The sequence below is a fragment of the Aliarcobacter faecis genome (assembly GCF_013201705.1).
In the GTDB taxonomy this organism is placed as follows: domain Bacteria; phylum Campylobacterota; class Campylobacteria; order Campylobacterales; family Arcobacteraceae; genus Aliarcobacter; species Aliarcobacter faecis.
Genome location: NZ_CP053837.1, coordinates 611,165 through 628,824, shown reverse-complemented (window position 1 = coordinate 628,824; position 17,660 = coordinate 611,165). Strand labels below are relative to the sequence as shown.

At 28.2% G+C, this 17,660-nt stretch carries 16 protein-coding genes; 12 read left to right on the top strand and 4 right to left on the bottom strand.

The annotated features are described in order from the left end of the window. Window positions 1-46: 46 nt before the first annotated feature. The 5 genes from AFAEC_RS03230 (at window position 47) to AFAEC_RS03210 (ending at window position 6,244) form a co-directional block, all read left to right on the top strand. Window positions 47-1,888, top strand: a complete 1,842-nt coding sequence (locus AFAEC_RS03230) for a putative nucleotidyltransferase substrate binding domain-containing protein (protein WP_026806004.1) — start codon at window positions 47-49, stop codon at window positions 1,886-1,888. Next, a complete protein-coding gene (locus AFAEC_RS03225) occupies window positions 1,881-2,504 on the top strand; it encodes a 3'-5' exonuclease (RefSeq protein ID WP_026806005.1) in 624 nt (207 codons plus the stop codon). The genes AFAEC_RS03230 and AFAEC_RS03225 overlap by 8 nt, the downstream gene beginning before the upstream one ends. 79 nt (window positions 2,505-2,583) lie before the next feature. Next, a complete protein-coding gene (locus tag AFAEC_RS03220; protein ID WP_026806006.1) occupies window positions 2,584-3,774 on the top strand; it encodes an acetate/propionate family kinase in 1,191 nt (396 codons plus the stop codon). A gap of 242 nt (window positions 3,775-4,016) precedes the next feature. Next, window positions 4,017-5,012: a phosphate acetyltransferase gene (gene pta / locus AFAEC_RS03215; RefSeq protein ID WP_026806007.1), complete on the top strand. Its 996-nt coding sequence runs from the start codon at window positions 4,017-4,019 to the stop codon at window positions 5,010-5,012. A 23-nt stretch (window positions 5,013-5,035) separates the two neighbouring features. Beyond that, complete coding sequence (locus tag AFAEC_RS03210; RefSeq protein WP_026806008.1) at window positions 5,036-6,244, top strand: acetate/propionate family kinase; 1,209 nt, start codon at window positions 5,036-5,038, stop codon at window positions 6,242-6,244. A 235-nt stretch (window positions 6,245-6,479) separates the two neighbouring features. Here AFAEC_RS03210 and sppA read toward each other — a convergent pair whose 3' ends face one another. From sppA to aroQ, 3 genes are read right to left on the bottom strand one after another with little or no spacing between them, the layout of a single operon-like run. Continuing rightward, window positions 6,480-7,364 (bottom strand): signal peptide peptidase SppA, encoded by an 885-nt coding sequence (gene sppA, locus AFAEC_RS03205; RefSeq protein WP_026806009.1) that lies wholly within the window; start codon window positions 7,362-7,364, stop codon window positions 6,480-6,482. Continuing rightward, window positions 7,357-8,580 carry an aminofutalosine deaminase family hydrolase gene (gene mqnF, locus AFAEC_RS03200; RefSeq protein WP_026806010.1) on the bottom strand — a complete coding sequence of 408 codons (1,224 nt, stop codon included), beginning with the start codon at window positions 8,578-8,580 and terminating at the stop codon, window positions 7,357-7,359. The genes sppA and mqnF overlap by 8 nt, the downstream gene beginning before the upstream one ends. Continuing rightward, window positions 8,580-9,065, bottom strand: a complete 486-nt coding sequence (aroQ, locus tag AFAEC_RS03195; protein ID WP_026806011.1) for a type II 3-dehydroquinate dehydratase — start codon at window positions 9,063-9,065, stop codon at window positions 8,580-8,582. The genes mqnF and aroQ overlap by 1 nt, the downstream gene beginning before the upstream one ends. A 76-nt stretch (window positions 9,066-9,141) precedes the next feature. Here aroQ and AFAEC_RS03190 point away from each other — a divergent pair, with 76 nt between their 5' ends. The 4 genes from AFAEC_RS03190 (at window position 9,142) to mnmA (AFAEC_RS03175) (ending at window position 12,924) form a co-directional block, all read left to right on the top strand. Further along, window positions 9,142-10,167, top strand: coding sequence for a M24 family metallopeptidase (locus AFAEC_RS03190; RefSeq protein WP_026806012.1), 1,026 nt, complete (start codon window positions 9,142-9,144; stop codon window positions 10,165-10,167). A 71-nt stretch (window positions 10,168-10,238) separates the two neighbouring features. Then, the gene (folK, locus tag AFAEC_RS03185; RefSeq protein ID WP_026806013.1) at window positions 10,239-10,724 is read left to right on the top strand and encodes a 2-amino-4-hydroxy-6-hydroxymethyldihydropteridine diphosphokinase; all 486 of its coding nucleotides are present in this window, start codon (window positions 10,239-10,241) and stop codon (window positions 10,722-10,724) included. 47 nt (window positions 10,725-10,771) lie between these two features. After that, the gene (gene mnmA / locus AFAEC_RS03180; protein WP_026806014.1) at window positions 10,772-11,875 is read left to right on the top strand and encodes a tRNA 2-thiouridine(34) synthase MnmA; all 1,104 of its coding nucleotides are present in this window, start codon (window positions 10,772-10,774) and stop codon (window positions 11,873-11,875) included. Window positions 11,876-11,886: 11 nt separating this feature from the next. Beyond that, complete coding sequence (mnmA, locus tag AFAEC_RS03175) at window positions 11,887-12,924, top strand: tRNA 2-thiouridine(34) synthase MnmA (RefSeq protein WP_026806015.1); 1,038 nt, start codon at window positions 11,887-11,889, stop codon at window positions 12,922-12,924. 34 nt (window positions 12,925-12,958) lie between these two features. On the opposite strand, the gene AFAEC_RS03170 is transcribed toward mnmA (AFAEC_RS03175), so the two are convergent. Beyond that, on the bottom strand, window positions 12,959-14,071 hold the full coding sequence (locus AFAEC_RS03170) for an Opr family porin (RefSeq protein WP_026806016.1): 1,113 nt from the start codon (window positions 14,069-14,071) through the stop codon (window positions 12,959-12,961). Between the two features lie 253 nt (window positions 14,072-14,324). On the opposite strand from AFAEC_RS03170, the gene AFAEC_RS03165 reads away from it, so the two are divergent. From AFAEC_RS03165 to AFAEC_RS03155, 3 genes are all read left to right on the top strand, one after another. Continuing rightward, on the top strand, window positions 14,325-15,257 hold the full coding sequence (locus AFAEC_RS03165) for a ribose-phosphate pyrophosphokinase (RefSeq protein WP_026806017.1): 933 nt from the start codon (window positions 14,325-14,327) through the stop codon (window positions 15,255-15,257). 65 nt (window positions 15,258-15,322) lie between these two features. Then, complete coding sequence (locus tag AFAEC_RS03160; protein ID WP_026806018.1) at window positions 15,323-16,348, top strand: OmpA family protein; 1,026 nt, start codon at window positions 15,323-15,325, stop codon at window positions 16,346-16,348. A gap of 134 nt (window positions 16,349-16,482) precedes the next feature. Continuing rightward, window positions 16,483-17,544, top strand: a complete 1,062-nt coding sequence (locus tag AFAEC_RS03155; RefSeq protein ID WP_026806019.1) for an OmpA family protein — start codon at window positions 16,483-16,485, stop codon at window positions 17,542-17,544. Window positions 17,545-17,660 lie beyond the last annotated feature (116 nt).

Genomic DNA, 17,660 nt, shown 5'->3' with positions numbered 1-17,660 from the left:
GGGGAAATACCCCCCCCTTTATTTTGTAATCTTTTTAGGAGAAAATATGAGCTTACAAGAACAAAAGAAATTTATCTCTTCAATTCACCCTTTTGAAAATCTTACTTTAAATGAACTTGATGATATTGCTGAGGCTTTAGATATTGTATATTTTAAAGAAGGTGCTACTGTTCAATTAGGGCAAAGTGAACCACAATTTTTATATTTTATTCTAAAAGGATTAATTCAAGAAAAGAATGAAGATGAAGTTTTAGCTGTTTATTCTAAAAATGAAATTTTTGATTCAGCTTCACTAATTAAAAACTTTTCAAAAAATAGTTTTGTAACCGCTCAAGAGAGTATCTGTTATACTCTTCCAAGAGAGCTATTTATGACAATTTTAAGTCAAAACCAACAACTAGAAAACTATTTCTTTCAATCAATTTCTGAAAAATTAAATAATAATATTTTGCATGAAAAAAACAAAGATATGGCAAATATTATGATTGCAAAAGTAAAAGATGCAAAAGTTCATAAAGCTGTAATTGTTGATAGTAAAACTTCAATATATGAAGCAGCAAGAATTATAAAACAAGAAAAAATTCCAACTCTTCTTTTAAAAGATGAGCAAGGAGAGATGTATATAGTTACAGATTCTGATTTTAGACAAAAAGTAATTTTAAATAGAATGGATTTTGATGAAGAGGTTATAAAAATAGCTTCAAAAGGCTTAATTTATATAAATGAAGATGATTTTTTATTTAATGCTCAACTTCAAATGGCAAAATATGGTTTAAAAAGAGTTGTTGTAAAAAATGATCAAAATCTTATTGTAGGAATACTTGATCAAATCTCTTTATCATCATTTTTTGCAACAAATACTTTTGCTGTTTCAAATCAGATAGTAAAAGCAGAGACCCTAGAAGAGTTAAAAGAAGCTTCACTATCTTTTATAAAAATAATAAAATCCTTAAATGCAAAAGGTGTAAAAATAGAGTTTATTTCAAAACTAATAAACCAATTAAATAAAAAACTTCTTGATAAACTCTATAAACTGATGGCTCCTCAAGAGTTAATTGATAAATCCTGTTTAATAGTAATGGGAAGTGAAGGAAGAGCTGAACAAATCTTAAGAACTGACCAAGATAATGCTTTAATAATTTCAGATGATTGTACAATCACTGATGAGAAATTAAGAGAATTTACACACAATTTTACAGAGACTTTAGTTGATTTTGGATTTCCTAGATGTGATGGAAATATTATGGTTTCAAATCCCTATTGGTGTAGAAGACAAAGTGATTTTAAAGAGTTAATATATAAATGGGTAAATGAACCAAATGGTGATCATTTTATGAATATTGCAATTTTCTATGATGCTTTATGTGTATCTGGAGATATAAAAATGATAAAAGATTTAAAAAACTATCTATTCAAAATCTCTTCAAATTCTCAAAGTTTTTACTCTAATTTTGCAAAAATAATAAATAGTTTTGATGTACCTCTAGGATTCTTTGATGGATTTGTATTTAATAGCAAAGATGAAAATCATAAAGATGAGATAGATATAAAAAGAGGTGGGATTTTTATACTTGTTCAAGGAATTAGAGCCTTAAGTTTACAAAATAAAATTCTAAATACAAATACAATTAAAAGAGTAAATGCTCTAACAGAATTAGGTTTTTTTGAAAAAGAGACATCAAAAGAACTTATTATGGCTTTTAATTTTTTAACAAGCCTAAAATTAAAATCTAACCTTGAAAAACTTGATAGAAATGAAAAAATAGATAACTATATAAATCCAAATAAATTAAATACAATGGAAAAAGATCTTTTAAAAGACTCTTTTAAAATTGTAAATAGACTAAAAAAACAGCTAGAATTCCACTTTAAGCTTAACTATGTTTAGAAATATAAAAAATTATTTTAATAAAAAGAATCTAAAAATTGAAAAATATTCATTTCTATTCGATGAACCAATTCTTAATGAATATATCTGCTTTGATTGTGAAACAACAGGATTAGATCCACAAATTGATGATATTGTATCTATTGGTGCAGTATTAATAAAAGATAATACAATAGTTTCAAGTAAAAGGTTTGTAAGGTATGTAAAACCAAAATCTTGTTCTTTAAGTGAAAATTCAATCAAAGTTCATCATATAAGAGAGTGCGATTTAGAAGATGCTTTTGATATAGAAGATGTTGTATTGGAATTTTTAGATTTTATTGGAAATAGAACTTTAGTTGGTTATTTTTTAGATTTTGATATAAAAATGGTAAATAAATATTTAAAACCAAAAATAGGAATAAATTTACCAAATAAAACTATTGAAGTTTCTGAAATTTATCATGATTTTAAAATAGAATTAATTCCCCAAGGTTTTATAGATTTAAGATTTAATGCTATTTTGAAAGAGCTTGATATCCCATCTTTTGGTGTTCACGACTCTTTTAATGATGCCTTAATGACTGCTATGATTTTTCTTAAACTCAAAAATACACCAAATGTAAAAATCAAGTAAATCTTTAAGTTTTAATCTGATATTATTTCAAAAAATTAATTAAAATTTTTAATAATATATTAAGATTTAAAGGATTTATATGTTAGTTTTCGTTTTAAATGCTGGTTCTTCTTCTCTTAAATATCAATTAATTGATACAAAATCAAAAGAGTTAAAAGCTAGTGGATTAGTTGAAAGAATAGGAATAGATGGAATTTTAAAACACGAAATAGGTGAAAATAAAAAACTTACTTATGAACTTCCTATTCCTACTCATCAAGAAGCTATTGAATTAGTTTTAAGAATTCTTACAAATGATGAAACAAAAATTATAAACTCGATTGATGAAATAAAAGCTATTGGACACAGAGTTGTTCATGGAGGAGAATATTTCAAAGAGTCTGTATTAGTTGATGATGAAGTTATTAAAAAAATTGAAGAGCTAATTCCACTAGCTCCTTTACATAATCCTGCAAATATAATGGGTATAAAAATATGTAAAAAGTTAATGCCAAAAGTTCCAAATGTTGTAACTTTTGATACAGCTTTTCACCAAACAATGCCTATTGAAAACTTTTTATATGCTGTTCCCTATGCTGATTATACAGAACATCATTTAAGAAAATATGGTTTTCACGGAACTAGCCACTACTATGTTTCAAATGAAGCTATTAAACTTTTAAATAAAAAAGATTCAAAAATTATTGTTTGTCATCTAGGAAATGGATCTTCTGTTTGTGCAGTTAAAGATGGAAAATCTATTAGTACCTCTATGGGATTAACTCCACTTGAAGGTTTAGTAATGGGTACAAGAAGTGGAGATATTGATGCTGGGGTTATCCCTTATTTAATGGAGAAAAAAGGTTTATCTCATATCCAAATTATAGATTATTTAAACAAAAAATCTGGGATACTAGGTATTTCAGGAGTTAGTTCTGATTTAAGAGAAGTTATAAAAGCAGCAAATGATGGAGATAAAAGATCTAAAATAGCAATCACAATGCTTTGTGATAGAATAAAAAAATATCTATGCTCTTATGCTGGACTTATGCATGGAGTTGATGCTATTTGCTTTACAGCTGGGATTGGAGAAAACTCTGATTTAATTAGAGAAAAAGTTTGTGAAGGTTTAGAATTTATGGGTATAGAACTTGATTGTGATAAAAACTCAAAAAGAGAGAAAGGAAACAGAGAAATAAGCTCTAAAAACTCAAAAACAAAAATTTATGTAATTCCTACAAATGAAGAGCTTGTTATTGCAAATGATACTGATAGGCTTATAAGAAAATAGTAAATTGTTACAAAAAAGAACTTTTAAATAATTTAGCATTTCATATAATATAGTTATATTTAATGCTAAATCTCTCCTATTTTTATAAATCAAATAGCTAAAAGTCCTAAAATTATATATTTTAGAATAAATATCATCGAAAGAAACCTTTATTAAATTAGAAATCTTGCTATTTTGTTGCTATGCTTCTTAATTATAATCTTCCCTGTAAAGTTTAATTTTAGAAAGGAAAATTTAGCAAAATGAGTTTAATTGATAGTATAAAAGCTAAAGCTAAAGAAAATTTACGAACAATCGTTCTTCCAGAATCTGAAGATGAGAGAGTTCTTAAAGCAACAGAACAAGTTTTAAATGACAAAACTGCAAAAGTTGTTTTAATAGGTAATGAGGAGACAATCAAAGCAGATGCTCTTAAATGTGGTGCAAAAATAGATGGTGCAACTATTGTTGATCCTAAGAAATTTGCAAATATAGATAAATATATTGATGAATTGGTTGAACTTAGAAAAAGTAAGAACCTTTCAAGAGATGAAGCTACAAATTTAATGTTAAATGAACCAAGATTTTTTGGTTGTATGATGGTTAGATTAGGAGATGCTGATGGACTTGTTGCAGGGTCTAATTCACCAACAGCAGATGTTTTAAAAGCTGCTATTCAAGTAATTAAAACAGCACCTGGAATAAATACTGTATCTTCAACTTTTGTTATGGAAACAGCAGATAAAAAATTTGGAGATAATGGTCTTATTTTATTTGCAGATTGTGCTGTTATTCCTGAGCCAAACTCTGAACAATTAGCTGATATTGCAAGTGCAACAGCTGCAACAGCTGCTAGTGTTGTAGGACTTGAACCAAGAGTTGCTATGCTATCTTTCTCTACAAAAGGAAGTGCTTCACATCCATTAGTTGATAAAGTTACAAAAGCTTGTGAAATTCTAACTTCAAGAAATGTAAATTTCCAATTTGATGGAGAACTTCAAGCTGATGCTGCAATAGTTGAATCTATTGGAGTTAAAAAAGCTCCTAATTCAAAAGTAGCTGGGAAAGCAAATGTTTTAGTATTCCCTGATTTACAAGCTGGAAATATAGGTTATAAACTTGTGCAAAGATTTGCAAATGCAGAAGCACATGGACCAATTATTCAAGGTTTAAATAAACCTGTAAATGACCTATCAAGAGGTTGTTCAGTAGAAGATATATCAAACTTAGTTGCAATAACAGCAACACAAATTAAATAATTAAATATATAAAAGGGAAAAATATGCTAGTTTTCGTATTAAATGCAGGAAGTTCTTCAGTTAAGTATCAATTAATGAATCCAGTTATTAAAAAAGTTTTTGCAAGTGGAATTTGTGAAAGAATTGGAATTGACGGTGTTTTAAAACATGAATATGGTGATGGTAAAAAGTTAGTTCTAAAAGAATCAATGCCTACACACAAAGAGGCTATAAATGCAATTTTAACTACTTTAACAAGTGGTGAAGGAAAGGTTATTGATTCTATTAATGATATTGAAGCTATTGGACATAGAACAGTTCATGGTGGAGAAGAGTTTGCAAGTTCAGTTTTAATCACTCCTGAAGTTATTGATGCTATGAAAAGATTATCTCCATTAGCACCTTTACATAACCCTGCAAATATTATGGGAATTGAAATTTGTCAAGAGTTAATGCCAGGAAAACCAAATGTTGGTGTATTTGATACTGCATTTCACCAAACAATGCCTGATTATGCTTATATGTATGCCTTACCTTATGACCAATATACTAAACACGGTATTAGAAAATATGGTTTCCACGGTACTAGCCACTATTTTGTTTCAAATGAAGCAAGAGCTATGCTAGAGAAAAAACACAATACTAGAATTATAGTTTGTCACTTAGGAAATGGTTCTTCAGTATCTGCTGTTTTTGATGGAAAATGTATAGATACATCTATGGGATTAACTCCTATCCAAGGGCTTATGATGGGTACTAGAGTTGGAGATATTGGAGCTGGAGCAATTCAATATATGATGAAACAAGAAAACCTTGATATTGACCAAGTTCTTGATTTAATGAATAAAAAATCAGGAATTTTAGGTATTTCTGGAAAATCTTCAGATCTTAGAGAAGTTTTAGAAGGTATGAGCCAAGGTGATGATAGATGTAGATTAGCAGTTGATATGGTTGCATATAAAATCAAATCTTATGTTGGAGCTTATGTTGCAGCACTAAATGGTATTGATGCACTTTGCTTTACAGGTGGAATTGGTGAAAATGCAGCATTAATTAGAGAAAAAGTTTGTGCTGGACTTGATGCTATGGGACTTGTAATTGACCCAACAAAAAATAATAAAAGATCAAGTGAACCTAGAGATATCTCTACAAATGCATCACCTGCAAGAATTTTTGTAATCCCTACTCAAGAAGAGTATGTAATTGCAAATGATACTTACAATATAGTTTCTGGTGGAGCTAGAAGAAAATAATCTTCAAATTTAAAAGGCATTTTGCCTTTTAAATACCTTTTTTATATAACTTTTTATACACAAACAATCTATTTTTTAAATCTTTTATTGCTTTTGCTGGTAAATATTATAATAAATCTAAAATTTCTCTTATCTCTTCTGGATATTTTAAATTATTTCCACTTGCATACTCTCTATATAAAACTCAAAAAACTTTTATTTAAAAATAGATTATAATTTCACTTCAAAAGGCTATTTAAATAGCCTTTAAAGAGTTTGAAAAACTCATAAGTACTTTTGAAATAGCTTGACTCATAAGCTTATCCATAAATTTCTCAAATCTATCCTCTTTTTTCCAAACAGGTTTTTCTACTTTTGCCAATTTTTCTAAACTATCTTGGGCAAAACTAAGTGTAGCAACCTCATCAATTAGCCCTACTTCTTTTGCCTGTTTTGAAGTAAAAATTTTTGCATCTGCAAAACTTGTATGATTTTTAATATCAAGTTTTCTAGCCTCTGCAACATCTGTTATAAACATATTATAAGTATCATCAATCACACTTTGAAGTTGTTTTTCTTCAAAAGGAGTCCATTTTCTTGTAGGAGTCCCTGATTCTTTATATTTTCCAGCTTTTACAGTTTGAGTTTGAATTCCAATTTTATCAAGTAATTCACTAAGCTCAAAACCTTGCATAATAACCCCAATAGAGCCAACCATACTTCCAGGATTTGCAATAATTTTATTTGACCAAATAGAAGCATAGTAACTTCCACTAGCAATCGTTCCACTTGCATATGTAACAACAGGTTTTAACTCTTTTAACTCTTTAATTGCATAAGCAATCTCAACCGAAGGTGCAACAGAACCACCAGGGCTGTCCACTACAAATAAAACACCTTTTATATTTTCATCTTTTTTAGCTTTATTTATATTTTCCAAAACTTTAGAAACATCTACTATTGGTCCATTTAACTCAATCTTTTGTAAATTTGCAAACTCTTTTTTTATCCCTTCTTCATTAGGATTACTAAAAAATATAAAATAAATAATTGTTAAAAAAACAATAGTTTTAAAATATTTTGTAATAAAATCTAATATTGCAGTTATTGGTGAAAACAATTTTCTAAAAAAATCAAACAAACTCTCCTCCTATTATTGTTTTATCTACATATTTTGTATGTAGTATAATTTGCATATAAATATCTTCTAAATCTTCTATATCATCTGGTAAAGTAATAGAAATTATATCAGCATCAAAACCTTTTTCTAATCTTCCTTTATTCAATCCCAAAGCCCTAGCCCCAATAACAGTAGCAGAATTTAAAAGGGTTTTTGAGAACTTAATAATATTTTTCTCATAATGAATATTTAAAGTTGCTCTTAATTCATCAAACATACTTAAAGAGTTATTTGAGCTAAGTCCATCAGTTGCTATACTAAAAGGTATCTCATCTAAAGATTCAAGGTTTAATCTACTATTATTTAAAAACCTATTTGAAACTGCACAATGATTTATTATTGCATCTAACTCTTTTATTTTTGATAATTCCTCCTCATTTGCCTCTACACAATGTGTAAAAGATAGAGTTTTAACTCCTTTAAAAAGATTTAAAAATTCTAAAGGTTTACTTGTAGCCTTTGTCTGATTTAAAAAATTCCTAAAAAATTCTAAGAAACTACCTTCATCTTTACTCAGCCACTCTTTCTCTTCATTTGATTCCATAAAATGTGAAGTAACTACTAAATTTTCATCTTTTGCTATATTTAAAACTTCTCTTACTAAAAAAGGGTGAACAGAATATGGAGAATGAATAGCAATTCCTGCTTGAAAGTTTTTGCTATTATATTTTTGAGCATCTTTTAATCTTGCTTTAAAATCAGCAAACAAAGTATCTATCATATCAGCTTTAGAACCAATAACTTCACAAAAAAAGACTTTATTTATTGGACTATTTAAAACTGCTTGTAAATCAAAAGAGTATGAAGATATTGCCCCAATAGTTGTAGTTCCTGTTTTTAAAAGTTTTTTTAATTCAAGCTCAATTAAAGAGCTATTTGCTTTTTCTATAAGATTTTCTCTACTTTTTATAACAGAATTTAACCAAGAGTAGAAATTTCCATATTTTAAAGTTGTTTTATTTGCACTAAACTCTAAGTGAATATGCGGATTTATAAGACCTGGCATTAAGATAGAATTATCTTTTAACTGTATAATCTCAAGAGTTGGATATTTGTCTTTTATATATTCAAAAGTTGCAACTTCAATTATTTTCTCATCAAAAACAATAGCACCATTTTTAATGATGCTAAAATCTTCATCAAATGTTAAAACATAAGATGCACTTAAAATTTTCATTAGCTTATTTGTTCAGCAGATTGTGCATTTCTTGCTTCATTTAGAGCTCTTAACTCACCAATCATCTGCATTAAAGCTATTAATCCCATATGATAACCAAATCCTCCAAATCCAGTAATTACACCTGTACTTGCACCTGCTGTAACACTTTTTTGTCTAAACTCTTCTCTTCTATAAATATTTGAAATATGCACTTCAACAACTGGCATATTAACTGCAGCCAAAGCATCTCTAATTGCAATTGAAGTATGCGAATATGCAGCTGGATTTATCATAATCCCATCAACTGTACCTAAACACTCTTGAACTCTATCAACTATTTCCCCTTCAAAATTTGATTGAAAAAACTCTAATTCTATTCCATTTTGATCAGCTGCATTTTGAAGTTGAGCATGAATTTGTTCTAAAGTTATCCCACCATATATATGTTGCTCTCTAATTCCTAGCATATTTAAGTTTGGTCCTTGAATAACTGCTATTTTCATATTATTTTCCTTTTAATAAATTTTGGTAAGATTATAATTAAACTTTTGTTAAATCATCTAAAAAAAGGCTATTTTAGTGGAAAACTTTATATTAAAAAATGAAAATGCAATATATTACGAGTGTAACTTCTCTTGTGACAATGTAATATTTTTAAATCTTGGTAGTGAAAAATTTTTTATAACTGATGCAAGATATACTATTGAAGCACGAGAGTATGCAAAAAATTGTGAAATTATAGAAAGTGCTAATCTAATAGAGAGTGCTAAAGAGATATTAAAAAAGAACCATATAAAAGAGTTAACTTTTGACCCAAATGATTTCACTTATTTAACATATTCAAACTTCATAAAAGATTTAGATACTATTTTTAAAGAAGAAATAAACTTTTCAAAAATGAAAAGATTAATAAAAAGTGAGAAAGAGATAAAACTCCTTAAAAAAGCTGCAAATTTAGGAAGAGAAGGTTTTTCAAATTTTGCAAAATTCATAAAGAAAAATGGTGAAAAAAGAAGTGAAAAAGAGCTTTTTTTTGAAGCTTTCAAAAATATGACACAAAAAGCAAAATTTGATGTATCTTTTAATCCAATAGTTGCTATAAACGAAAATGCAGCAAAACCTCATGCCCTTCCTACAAATAAAAAACTAAATAAAGACAATTTACTTTTAGTTGATGCTGGAATAAAATATAAAAGATATTGTTCAGATAGAACTTGTACAAGTGTAGTTGATTTTAATAATTTTAGCTTTGAAAGAGAGCAAAAATTTAAAAATAAAAAACATCAAAAAATCTATGATATAGTTTATAAAGCTCAAACTCTAGCTATTAAAAAAGCAAGAAGTGGTATGAAGGCTTCAGAAATTGACAAAATTGCTAGAGATTATATCACTAAAGCTGGATATGGAGAGTTTTTTGTACATAGCACAGGTCATGGAGTTGGTCTTGATATTCATGAATTTCCAAATATAAATAGTAGAAATGATTTAATTATTGAAGACCATATGGTATTTACAGTTGAACCTGGTATTTATCTTCCAAATGAATTTGGAGTTAGAATTGAAGATACAGTCTATATGAAAAATGGTAAAGCAGATATTTTATAAAACAAAAGATATTAAAAAATAATCATAACTTATTCACTAAGTTAGGATTATTTATAAAAAAAGAGAGAAATTTGAAAAAAAATTTAAGCAATAATTTAACACTTTTCTATTACCCAAATTTTCCAAAAAAGTTTAATACAACTTCAAATAAAAAATATAGTGTAACTATTGGAATTGGAGGGAATATTGGAAATACAAAAAATATATTTGATAATTTAATCTTATGTTTAAAAAAAGATTTGAGATTTACTTTACTTATGAGCTCACCTCTTTTACGAAATCCTCCTTTTGGATTTTTAGAACAAAGCCACTTTTTAAATGGTATAATCACACTCAAAACAAATCTTTGTCCTAATGACTTTTTGAAAGCCATGCAAAGATATGAAAAAAAATTTGGAAGAAAGCGATCCTTTCAAGATGCGCCTAGAACCTTGGATATAGATATAATATTTTTTGATAATAAGAGAATAGATACAAAAAATCTTATTATTCCTCACAAAAATTGGGCAAATAGAGAGTCAGTGATTATTCCTTTAAAATATATTAAAAACAACTAAATTGTTGTAAATACAGTTCTAAAAAAAGAACTTTTTAAAGGTAAAAAATGAGCAAAAATAAAAAAATTGTTGTAGGAATGTCAGGCGGAGTTGATTCATCTGTTACTGCATTATTATTAAAACAACAGGGTTTCGATGTTGTTGGATTATTTATGCGTAATTGGGAATACGGGATCAAAGGAAGCCTTTGCCCTAATCGTATAGAATTTGAAGATGCAAAAAAAGTTGGTGCATTAATAGGAATAGAGGTAATTGGAAAAGACTTCGTTAAAGAGTACAGAGATAGAGTTTTTGATGTATTTTTAGAAGGTTTAAAGCAAGGTCTAACACCAAATCCAGATATTTTATGTAACAAAGAAATAAAATTCAATGTATTCTTAAATGAAGCAAAAAGTATGGGTGCAGATATGATTGCAACTGGTCATTATGCAAAAATTGCGCAATACAAAAATCATTTTGTACTAGATACTCCAAAAGACAGTTCAAAAGACCAAAGTTATTTTTTACACGCATTATCAAGTGAACAATTGTCACATGCTATATTTCCACTTGGAGATTTAACAAAAAAAGAAGTTAGAGAAATAGCTAGAATTAATAATCTACCAGTTAGTGATAAAAAAGATAGTACAGGAATTTGTTTTATTGGTAATCAAAAATTTGATGAATTTATTACACAACATTTAAAGGCTATTCCTGGAGATATTTTAGATGAAAATGGAAAAGTTTTAGGAAAACATAAAGGTCTAGTTTGTTACACATTGGGACAAAGAAAAGGTATTGGTCTTGGAGGTATTAAAGACAATGAAAGTGAAAACAATACTCACAAACCTTGGTATGTAGCTTCTAAAGATGTAGTAAATAATACATTAACAATTGTTCAAGATACAAATCATCCTTTACTTATGAGCAAAAATGTAGAAGCATACCATATGCATTGGGTATTAGAAGAAGCACCTAAAGTTGGTGATAGATTAATGGCACAAGTAAGATACAGACAACAAAAACAAGCTTGTACTGTAGTTGAAGCAAATAATGAAAAAGTAGTGGTTGAGTTTGATAATCCTCAAAGAGCTGTAACACTAGGACAAAGTCTTGTTTTATATTCTGGTGATTATTGTCTTGGTGGTGGCTTTATCAGTTACTACAAATAAAAAGGTAAAAGATGAGTAAAAAAAAAGTTATGGTTGGAATGAGCGGTGGAATTGACTCATCAGTAACAGCATATATGCTTCAACAACAAGGTTATGAAGTTGAAGGAATTTATCTAAAACTTCATAATAGATCAGATGGTTATCACGAATCAAATTTAGGTTATATTGATGGTGTTGCAAAATTTTTGGGTGTAAAATACCATATTTTAGATTTAACTAAAAAATTTAGTGAAGAGGTTTATGACTATTTTGTAAACTCTTACTTAGAAGGAACTACTCCAAATCCCTGTGTTAAATGTAATAGAAATATAAAATTTGGTGCTATGCTTGATTTTGCAAAAGAGCAAGGTGCAAGTTTTCTCGCAACTGGACACTATGCAACAACAGATGGAGAATTTTTTTATGAAGCAGATGATAAATCAAAAGACCAAAGCTATTTTCTATCTCAAATAAAAAAAGAAGCCTTACCTTTTATGATGTTTCCTCTTAGCACTTATAAAAAAGAGGATATCATAAAACTTGGAGCAAATCTTGATGTTACATACAAAAAAATAACTGAAAAAAATGAGTCTCAAGAGATTTGTTTTGTAGAAACAGTTTATACCGATGTTATTAAAAAACATGCAAATATTGATATTGAAGGTGATGTTTTAGATCAAGCTGGAAATGTTGTAGGAAAACATAAAGGTTATGCACACTATACAATAGGAAAAAGAAAAGGATTTACTGTAAAAGGAGCTCAGGATCCACACTTTGTTACAAAATTAAATCCAAAAGATAATACAATTGTTGTAGGAAAAAAACCATCATTAAAGATAAATGAAGTTTTAGGAGAGAATTTAAATATGTATATTGATGATAAAGAGTTCTCATGTGGAGTGAAACTAAGATATAGATCAAATACAACACCTTGCAAAGTAAGAATTGAAGATAATAAAGCTTACATTTTACTAGAAGAACCAGCTTTTGGAGTTGCAAGTGGACAACTTGCAGTTTTCTATGACAACAATAAAGTAATAGGAAGTGCTTTTATAGAAAGTGCAAAATAAAAAAAGAAAGAGAGTAAGCTCTTTCTTATAAAAATTAGAAACTATATTCAACAGCTAATAAATATTTATCATAGTCCGTATCTTGAGAATTATTTGTATCAACATTTACCCACATTACACCAGCAGTTAAACTATCTGTAATTCCATAAGCAACACTTAAATTAAGTTCTTTCTCTTTAAAATTATCTTCACTATATTTTGTAGCTCCATATAAAGCACCTAATTCAACTTCAGCAATTGAGTAACCTAAATTTAGATAAGTAGTTCTTGCATCTATATCATAAACATAATTTCCATCTTCAAAAGGAGAAATATTATCACCATAAGTAGCTATTTGTACTGCTCCACCTTTTTTACTAGTTTTAATGTATCCTAAAGAAGCTGTAAAATCTTCTATTTTTAAAGTTCCTTCAATATGTGCAATATATCCATCTTCATCATCTAAAGCTTTCTCATCTGCACTACTTTTAGCATATTGAGCAATAATTCCAAAATAATCTGTATCAATAATAGTTTTTAAACCATAAAATCTTCCAAAATCTGGCATTTCATAAAAATATGGATTAAATATAATATTTTCTAGACCCTCATTTTGAATATCTACAAAATAGACACCTTTTTCACTAGCTTTGTAAAAATCTTCACTTAAATCTATTCCTGATTCAGATTTTTTGTTTGAGTAACCTATAGCTACAACTGTATTAGGAATTGGTAAAATCTCTAAAACAGCTCCTTGTTGATAATCAGAAAGCCACTCATACTCTCCTTCATATCTTCCACCTCTAATAGAAATAACATTATCTAGCTCATATTGTAAATATGCTTGTGTAAATAAAGCACTATTTTCAAAAGGTGCATTATCTTTCCAATCATGTTTATGTTGCTCACCTAATTTTACATTTCCTTTAGCTTCAACTTTTGCATTAAAACCATAAAAAGAGTCTGTTGTATAAGCAAGACCTAAATGTCCATTTCCATAAGCTAAATTTCTTTCAATATCTTGATCTTTATTCTTCTTCTTTTGACCATAAAGAGCAATTATTCCTTCAACTTCTCCATTTTTAAAAGCATCATCAATAGTTAATGAATCAGCAAAAACTGAACTTGTTAACACCATAGCCGAAACAACTAAACTCACTTTTTTCATTTTTTCTCCTTGCTTTTATGATGATACCCATTATTACATCGGATGGAAATTTACAACTTTTTTTATTAATTTTTAATTAACTTTCTATTAATTTAAAAAAACTTTATCATTTGCAACTTAGTTGTGAATAAAATACAATCTTATTTCTTTTAGACTTAATTATTTATTAAATTTTAAATCTTATAAAAAATTTATTAAGTACTTTTTTGCTACTATTTTAGCTTACAAAAATCAAGAAATTAGAGGAATTTTTATGTCTACTTTTAAACTCTTTAGTGGAAGTGCAAACCCTGAATTTGCTAAAAAAGTTGGAGATTATTTAGGAATGAATGTATCTGACGCAACATTAAATAAATTTAGTGATGGTGAAATATCTGTTCAAATAACTCAAAGTGTGAGAGGACAAGATGTTTATATAATCCAACCTACATGTGCTCCTGCAAATGATAATTTAATGGAATTATTAATAATGGTAGATGCATTAAAACGTTCAAGTGCAAAAAGTATAAATGCTGTTGTTCCATATTATGGATATGCAAGACAAGACAGAAAAGCTGCTCCAAGAGTTCCAATTAGTGCAAAATTAGTTGCAGATTTACTTGAAGCTGCTGGAATTGATAGAATCGTAACTATTGATTTACATGCTGCTCAAATTCAAGGATTTTTTAATCTTCCTGCTGATAACTTATTTGGTTCAATATTATTTATTAATTATATAAAAAGCAAAAACCTTAAAAACCCTATTATTGCAAGTCCAGATATAGGTGGAGTAGCACGTGCTAGGCAGTATGCAGATAAATTAGGATACGATTTAGTAATTGTTGATAAAAAAAGAGAAAAAGCAAATATTTCAGAAGTTATGAACATAATTGGAGATGTAAAAGGTAAAGATGTAATATTAGTAGATGATATGGTAGATACTGCAGGAACTTTAGTAAAAGCAGCAGAAGTTCTAAAACAAAAAGGCGCAACTTCTGTTATGGCTTGTTGTACTCATGGAGTTTTAAGTGGTCCTGCTTATGAAAGAGTTGCAAATGGTGTTTTAGATGAACTTGTAATATCTGATACTATACCAACAAAAGAGAATGCAAAAAAAATCACAGTATTAACAGCTTCTGCGATGATAGGAGAAGCTATTAGAAGAATTCATAATAATGAATCTGTAAATTCTATTTTTAATAGTTAATTAATATAATATTAATAAGAATTAGATATAATTTTACGGATTATAATTTACAAAAAGGAAGAAAAATGAAAAAAATTTTATTATCAACATTAGCTTGTGCTTCTTTAGTATTAGCTGCAAATAGTGACTACAAATATGAAATCACACCATTAATTGGTGGTGGATTAGCTGAAGGTAACCATAATTTAGAAAAAAATTATGTAAACGCTGGTTTAGCTTTAGGATTTAACCAAGAAAATTCAATTATAGATCAATTTGAATTAGGGTTTTTAAGAACTGTTAAAGATATTAATGCTAAAAGAGGTCACTCTGGAGATTCTTCAATTACTAGAGTATTTGGTAACTTAGTTAAAGATTATAGTTTAACAGATGATTTATCTTTATATGCATTAGCAGGGGTTGGAGTTGAATTCTTCGATCATGAAATTACTAAACACCAAAAAGATGGTGCATTCGGAAACTACGGTCTTGGTCTAAAATATCAATTAATTGATAGTTTAGCACTTAAATTTGATGTTAGACATTTAATTAACTTCAATTATGGAGATAATACAATGTTATATACATTAGGTTTAGCTGTTCCATTTGGAGAGAGAACAAAAGCTGCTCCAGAAGTAGTTCCTGCTCCAGCTCCAACACCAGTTCCTGCTCCTGTTGCTGTAGATAAAGATAGTGATGGAGATGGAGTTATTGATAGATTAGATAAATGCCCAAATACTCCAAAAGGTGCAAAAGTTGACTCTGTTGGGTGTATTACTCTAATTAACTTAAATGTTAATTTTGATACAGATAAATCTGATATAAAAGATATTTATAGTACAAGAATTCATGAATTTGCAAAAGTTATGAATGTAGATAAAAGATTAAAAGCTGATATTGAAGGTCATACAGATTCTGTAGGAAGTGTTGCTTATAATCAAAAATTATCTGAAAGAAGAGCATCTTCAGTTGTTAAAGCTTTAGTTGGTTTAGGAGTAGAAAAAGACAGAATTAAAGCTGTTGGATATGGTAAATCTAAACCTATTGCTTCAAATGAAACTGCTGAAGGTAGAGCAGAAAACAGAAGAGTTCAAGCTGTAATGGTTAAATAATTATAGTTTCACTATAAACTTAAAAAAGGTTTGGGATTATTTCCCAAACCTTTTTTTAATTTAATAATATATTAATATACTTTATATATTTTTTAAGTTATAATATCCAAAATTATTTATAATAAGGAAAATATATGAAAAAAATCGTACTATCATCTACTTTATGTATTGCTTCACTTTTTGCAGCACACGATTCTAGCAAAACTTATAGTTATGAAGTAACTCCTTTCGCTTCAGGAATTTTAACTGATAGCAAAGCAGGAATTAAAAATGACCACTATGCAAATCTTGGAATCTCGTTAGCAAAAAATTTCGATACAGACTTTATTAATCAAATTGAATTAATGTATATAAGAAGTGATATTCTTAAATATTTAGATTCAAGTAAAACAACTCATGTTAATAAAATCCTTTTAAATGCTATAAAAAGATTTGATATAACTGATAATTTTGCAGCATATGGATTTGTTGGAGCTGGTTATCAAGATGTAACTAATCCAGTTTTAAAGCATAAAGATTCAGCTTTATTGAATTATGGGGTTGGTTTGAGATATGATATTCCAAATTATGGAATGGCTATCAAAGGTGATGTAAGACATATTTACGCAACAAGAGAAGGTCAAAATGACTTTATGTATACTTTAGGTATTGGTATGCCTTTAGGTAAAAAATCTTATGAACCAGTTGAAGCAAAAGTACCAGTTGTTGATAATACTTCTACACCAGAGACTATTACTCAAGAAAAAGTAGTAACAAAAGAAGAATGGGCAAATGATGACGATAGAGATGGAGTTCCAAATCATTTAGATAAATGTCCTAATACAAGTCCTGGTGTTAAAGTAAATAAAGATGGTTGTGTTGAAACTGTAGATTTAAAAATAAATTTCGATTATAATAAATCAGATATTAAACCACAATATGACTCTATAATAACAAATTTTGCAAATATTATGAAACAAAATAGAGCTTTTGAAGCTAGAATAGAAGCTCATACTGATTCAAAAGGAAGTGATTCTTACAACCAGAAATTATCTGAAAAAAGAGCATTCTCTGTTGTAAATGCTCTTATTTCTAAAGGTGTAGATAAATACTCATTAGAAGCTGTTGTTTTTGGGGAATCTCAACCTATTGCCACAAATGATACTGAAGAAGGAAGAGCTCAAAATAGAAGAGTTGTTGGATATATAAACCAATAAACTTTAGAAGGAATTTTAAATTCCTTCTTCCTTAAAAATATGATTAACAAAAAACTTACTATTTTTTAGATATAATCTTTCACTTTTTAAATAAAATACTCAAAATTAATAGGAAA

What these genes read in the sequence shown, in the direction of transcription:
- AFAEC_RS03230 (WP_026806004.1), top strand. Translation starts at nt 47, where the DNA reads ATGAGCTTACAAGAACAAAAGAAATTTATCTCTTCAATTCACCCTTTT.
- AFAEC_RS03225 (WP_026806005.1), top strand. Translation starts at nt 1,881, where the DNA reads ATGTTTAGAAATATAAAAAATTATTTTAATAAAAAGAATCTAAAAATT.
- AFAEC_RS03220 (WP_026806006.1), top strand. Translation starts at nt 2,584, where the DNA reads ATGTTAGTTTTCGTTTTAAATGCTGGTTCTTCTTCTCTTAAATATCAA.
- pta (WP_026806007.1), top strand. Translation starts at nt 4,017, where the DNA reads ATGAGTTTAATTGATAGTATAAAAGCTAAAGCTAAAGAAAATTTACGA.
- AFAEC_RS03210 (WP_026806008.1), top strand. Translation starts at nt 5,036, where the DNA reads ATGCTAGTTTTCGTATTAAATGCAGGAAGTTCTTCAGTTAAGTATCAA.
- mqnF (WP_026806010.1), bottom strand. Translation starts at nt 8,580, where the DNA reads ATGAAAATTTTAAGTGCATCTTATGTTTTAACATTTGATGAAGATTTT.
- aroQ (WP_026806011.1), bottom strand. Translation starts at nt 9,065, where the DNA reads ATGAAAATAGCAGTTATTCAAGGACCAAACTTAAATATGCTAGGAATT.
- mnmA (WP_026806014.1), top strand. Translation starts at nt 10,772, where the DNA reads ATGAGCAAAAATAAAAAAATTGTTGTAGGAATGTCAGGCGGAGTTGAT.
- mnmA (WP_026806015.1), top strand. Translation starts at nt 11,887, where the DNA reads ATGAGTAAAAAAAAAGTTATGGTTGGAATGAGCGGTGGAATTGACTCA.
- AFAEC_RS03170 (WP_026806016.1), bottom strand. Translation starts at nt 14,071, where the DNA reads ATGAAAAAAGTGAGTTTAGTTGTTTCGGCTATGGTGTTAACAAGTTCA.
- AFAEC_RS03165 (WP_026806017.1), top strand. Translation starts at nt 14,325, where the DNA reads ATGTCTACTTTTAAACTCTTTAGTGGAAGTGCAAACCCTGAATTTGCT.
- AFAEC_RS03160 (WP_026806018.1), top strand. Translation starts at nt 15,323, where the DNA reads ATGAAAAAAATTTTATTATCAACATTAGCTTGTGCTTCTTTAGTATTA.
- AFAEC_RS03155 (WP_026806019.1), top strand. Translation starts at nt 16,483, where the DNA reads ATGAAAAAAATCGTACTATCATCTACTTTATGTATTGCTTCACTTTTT.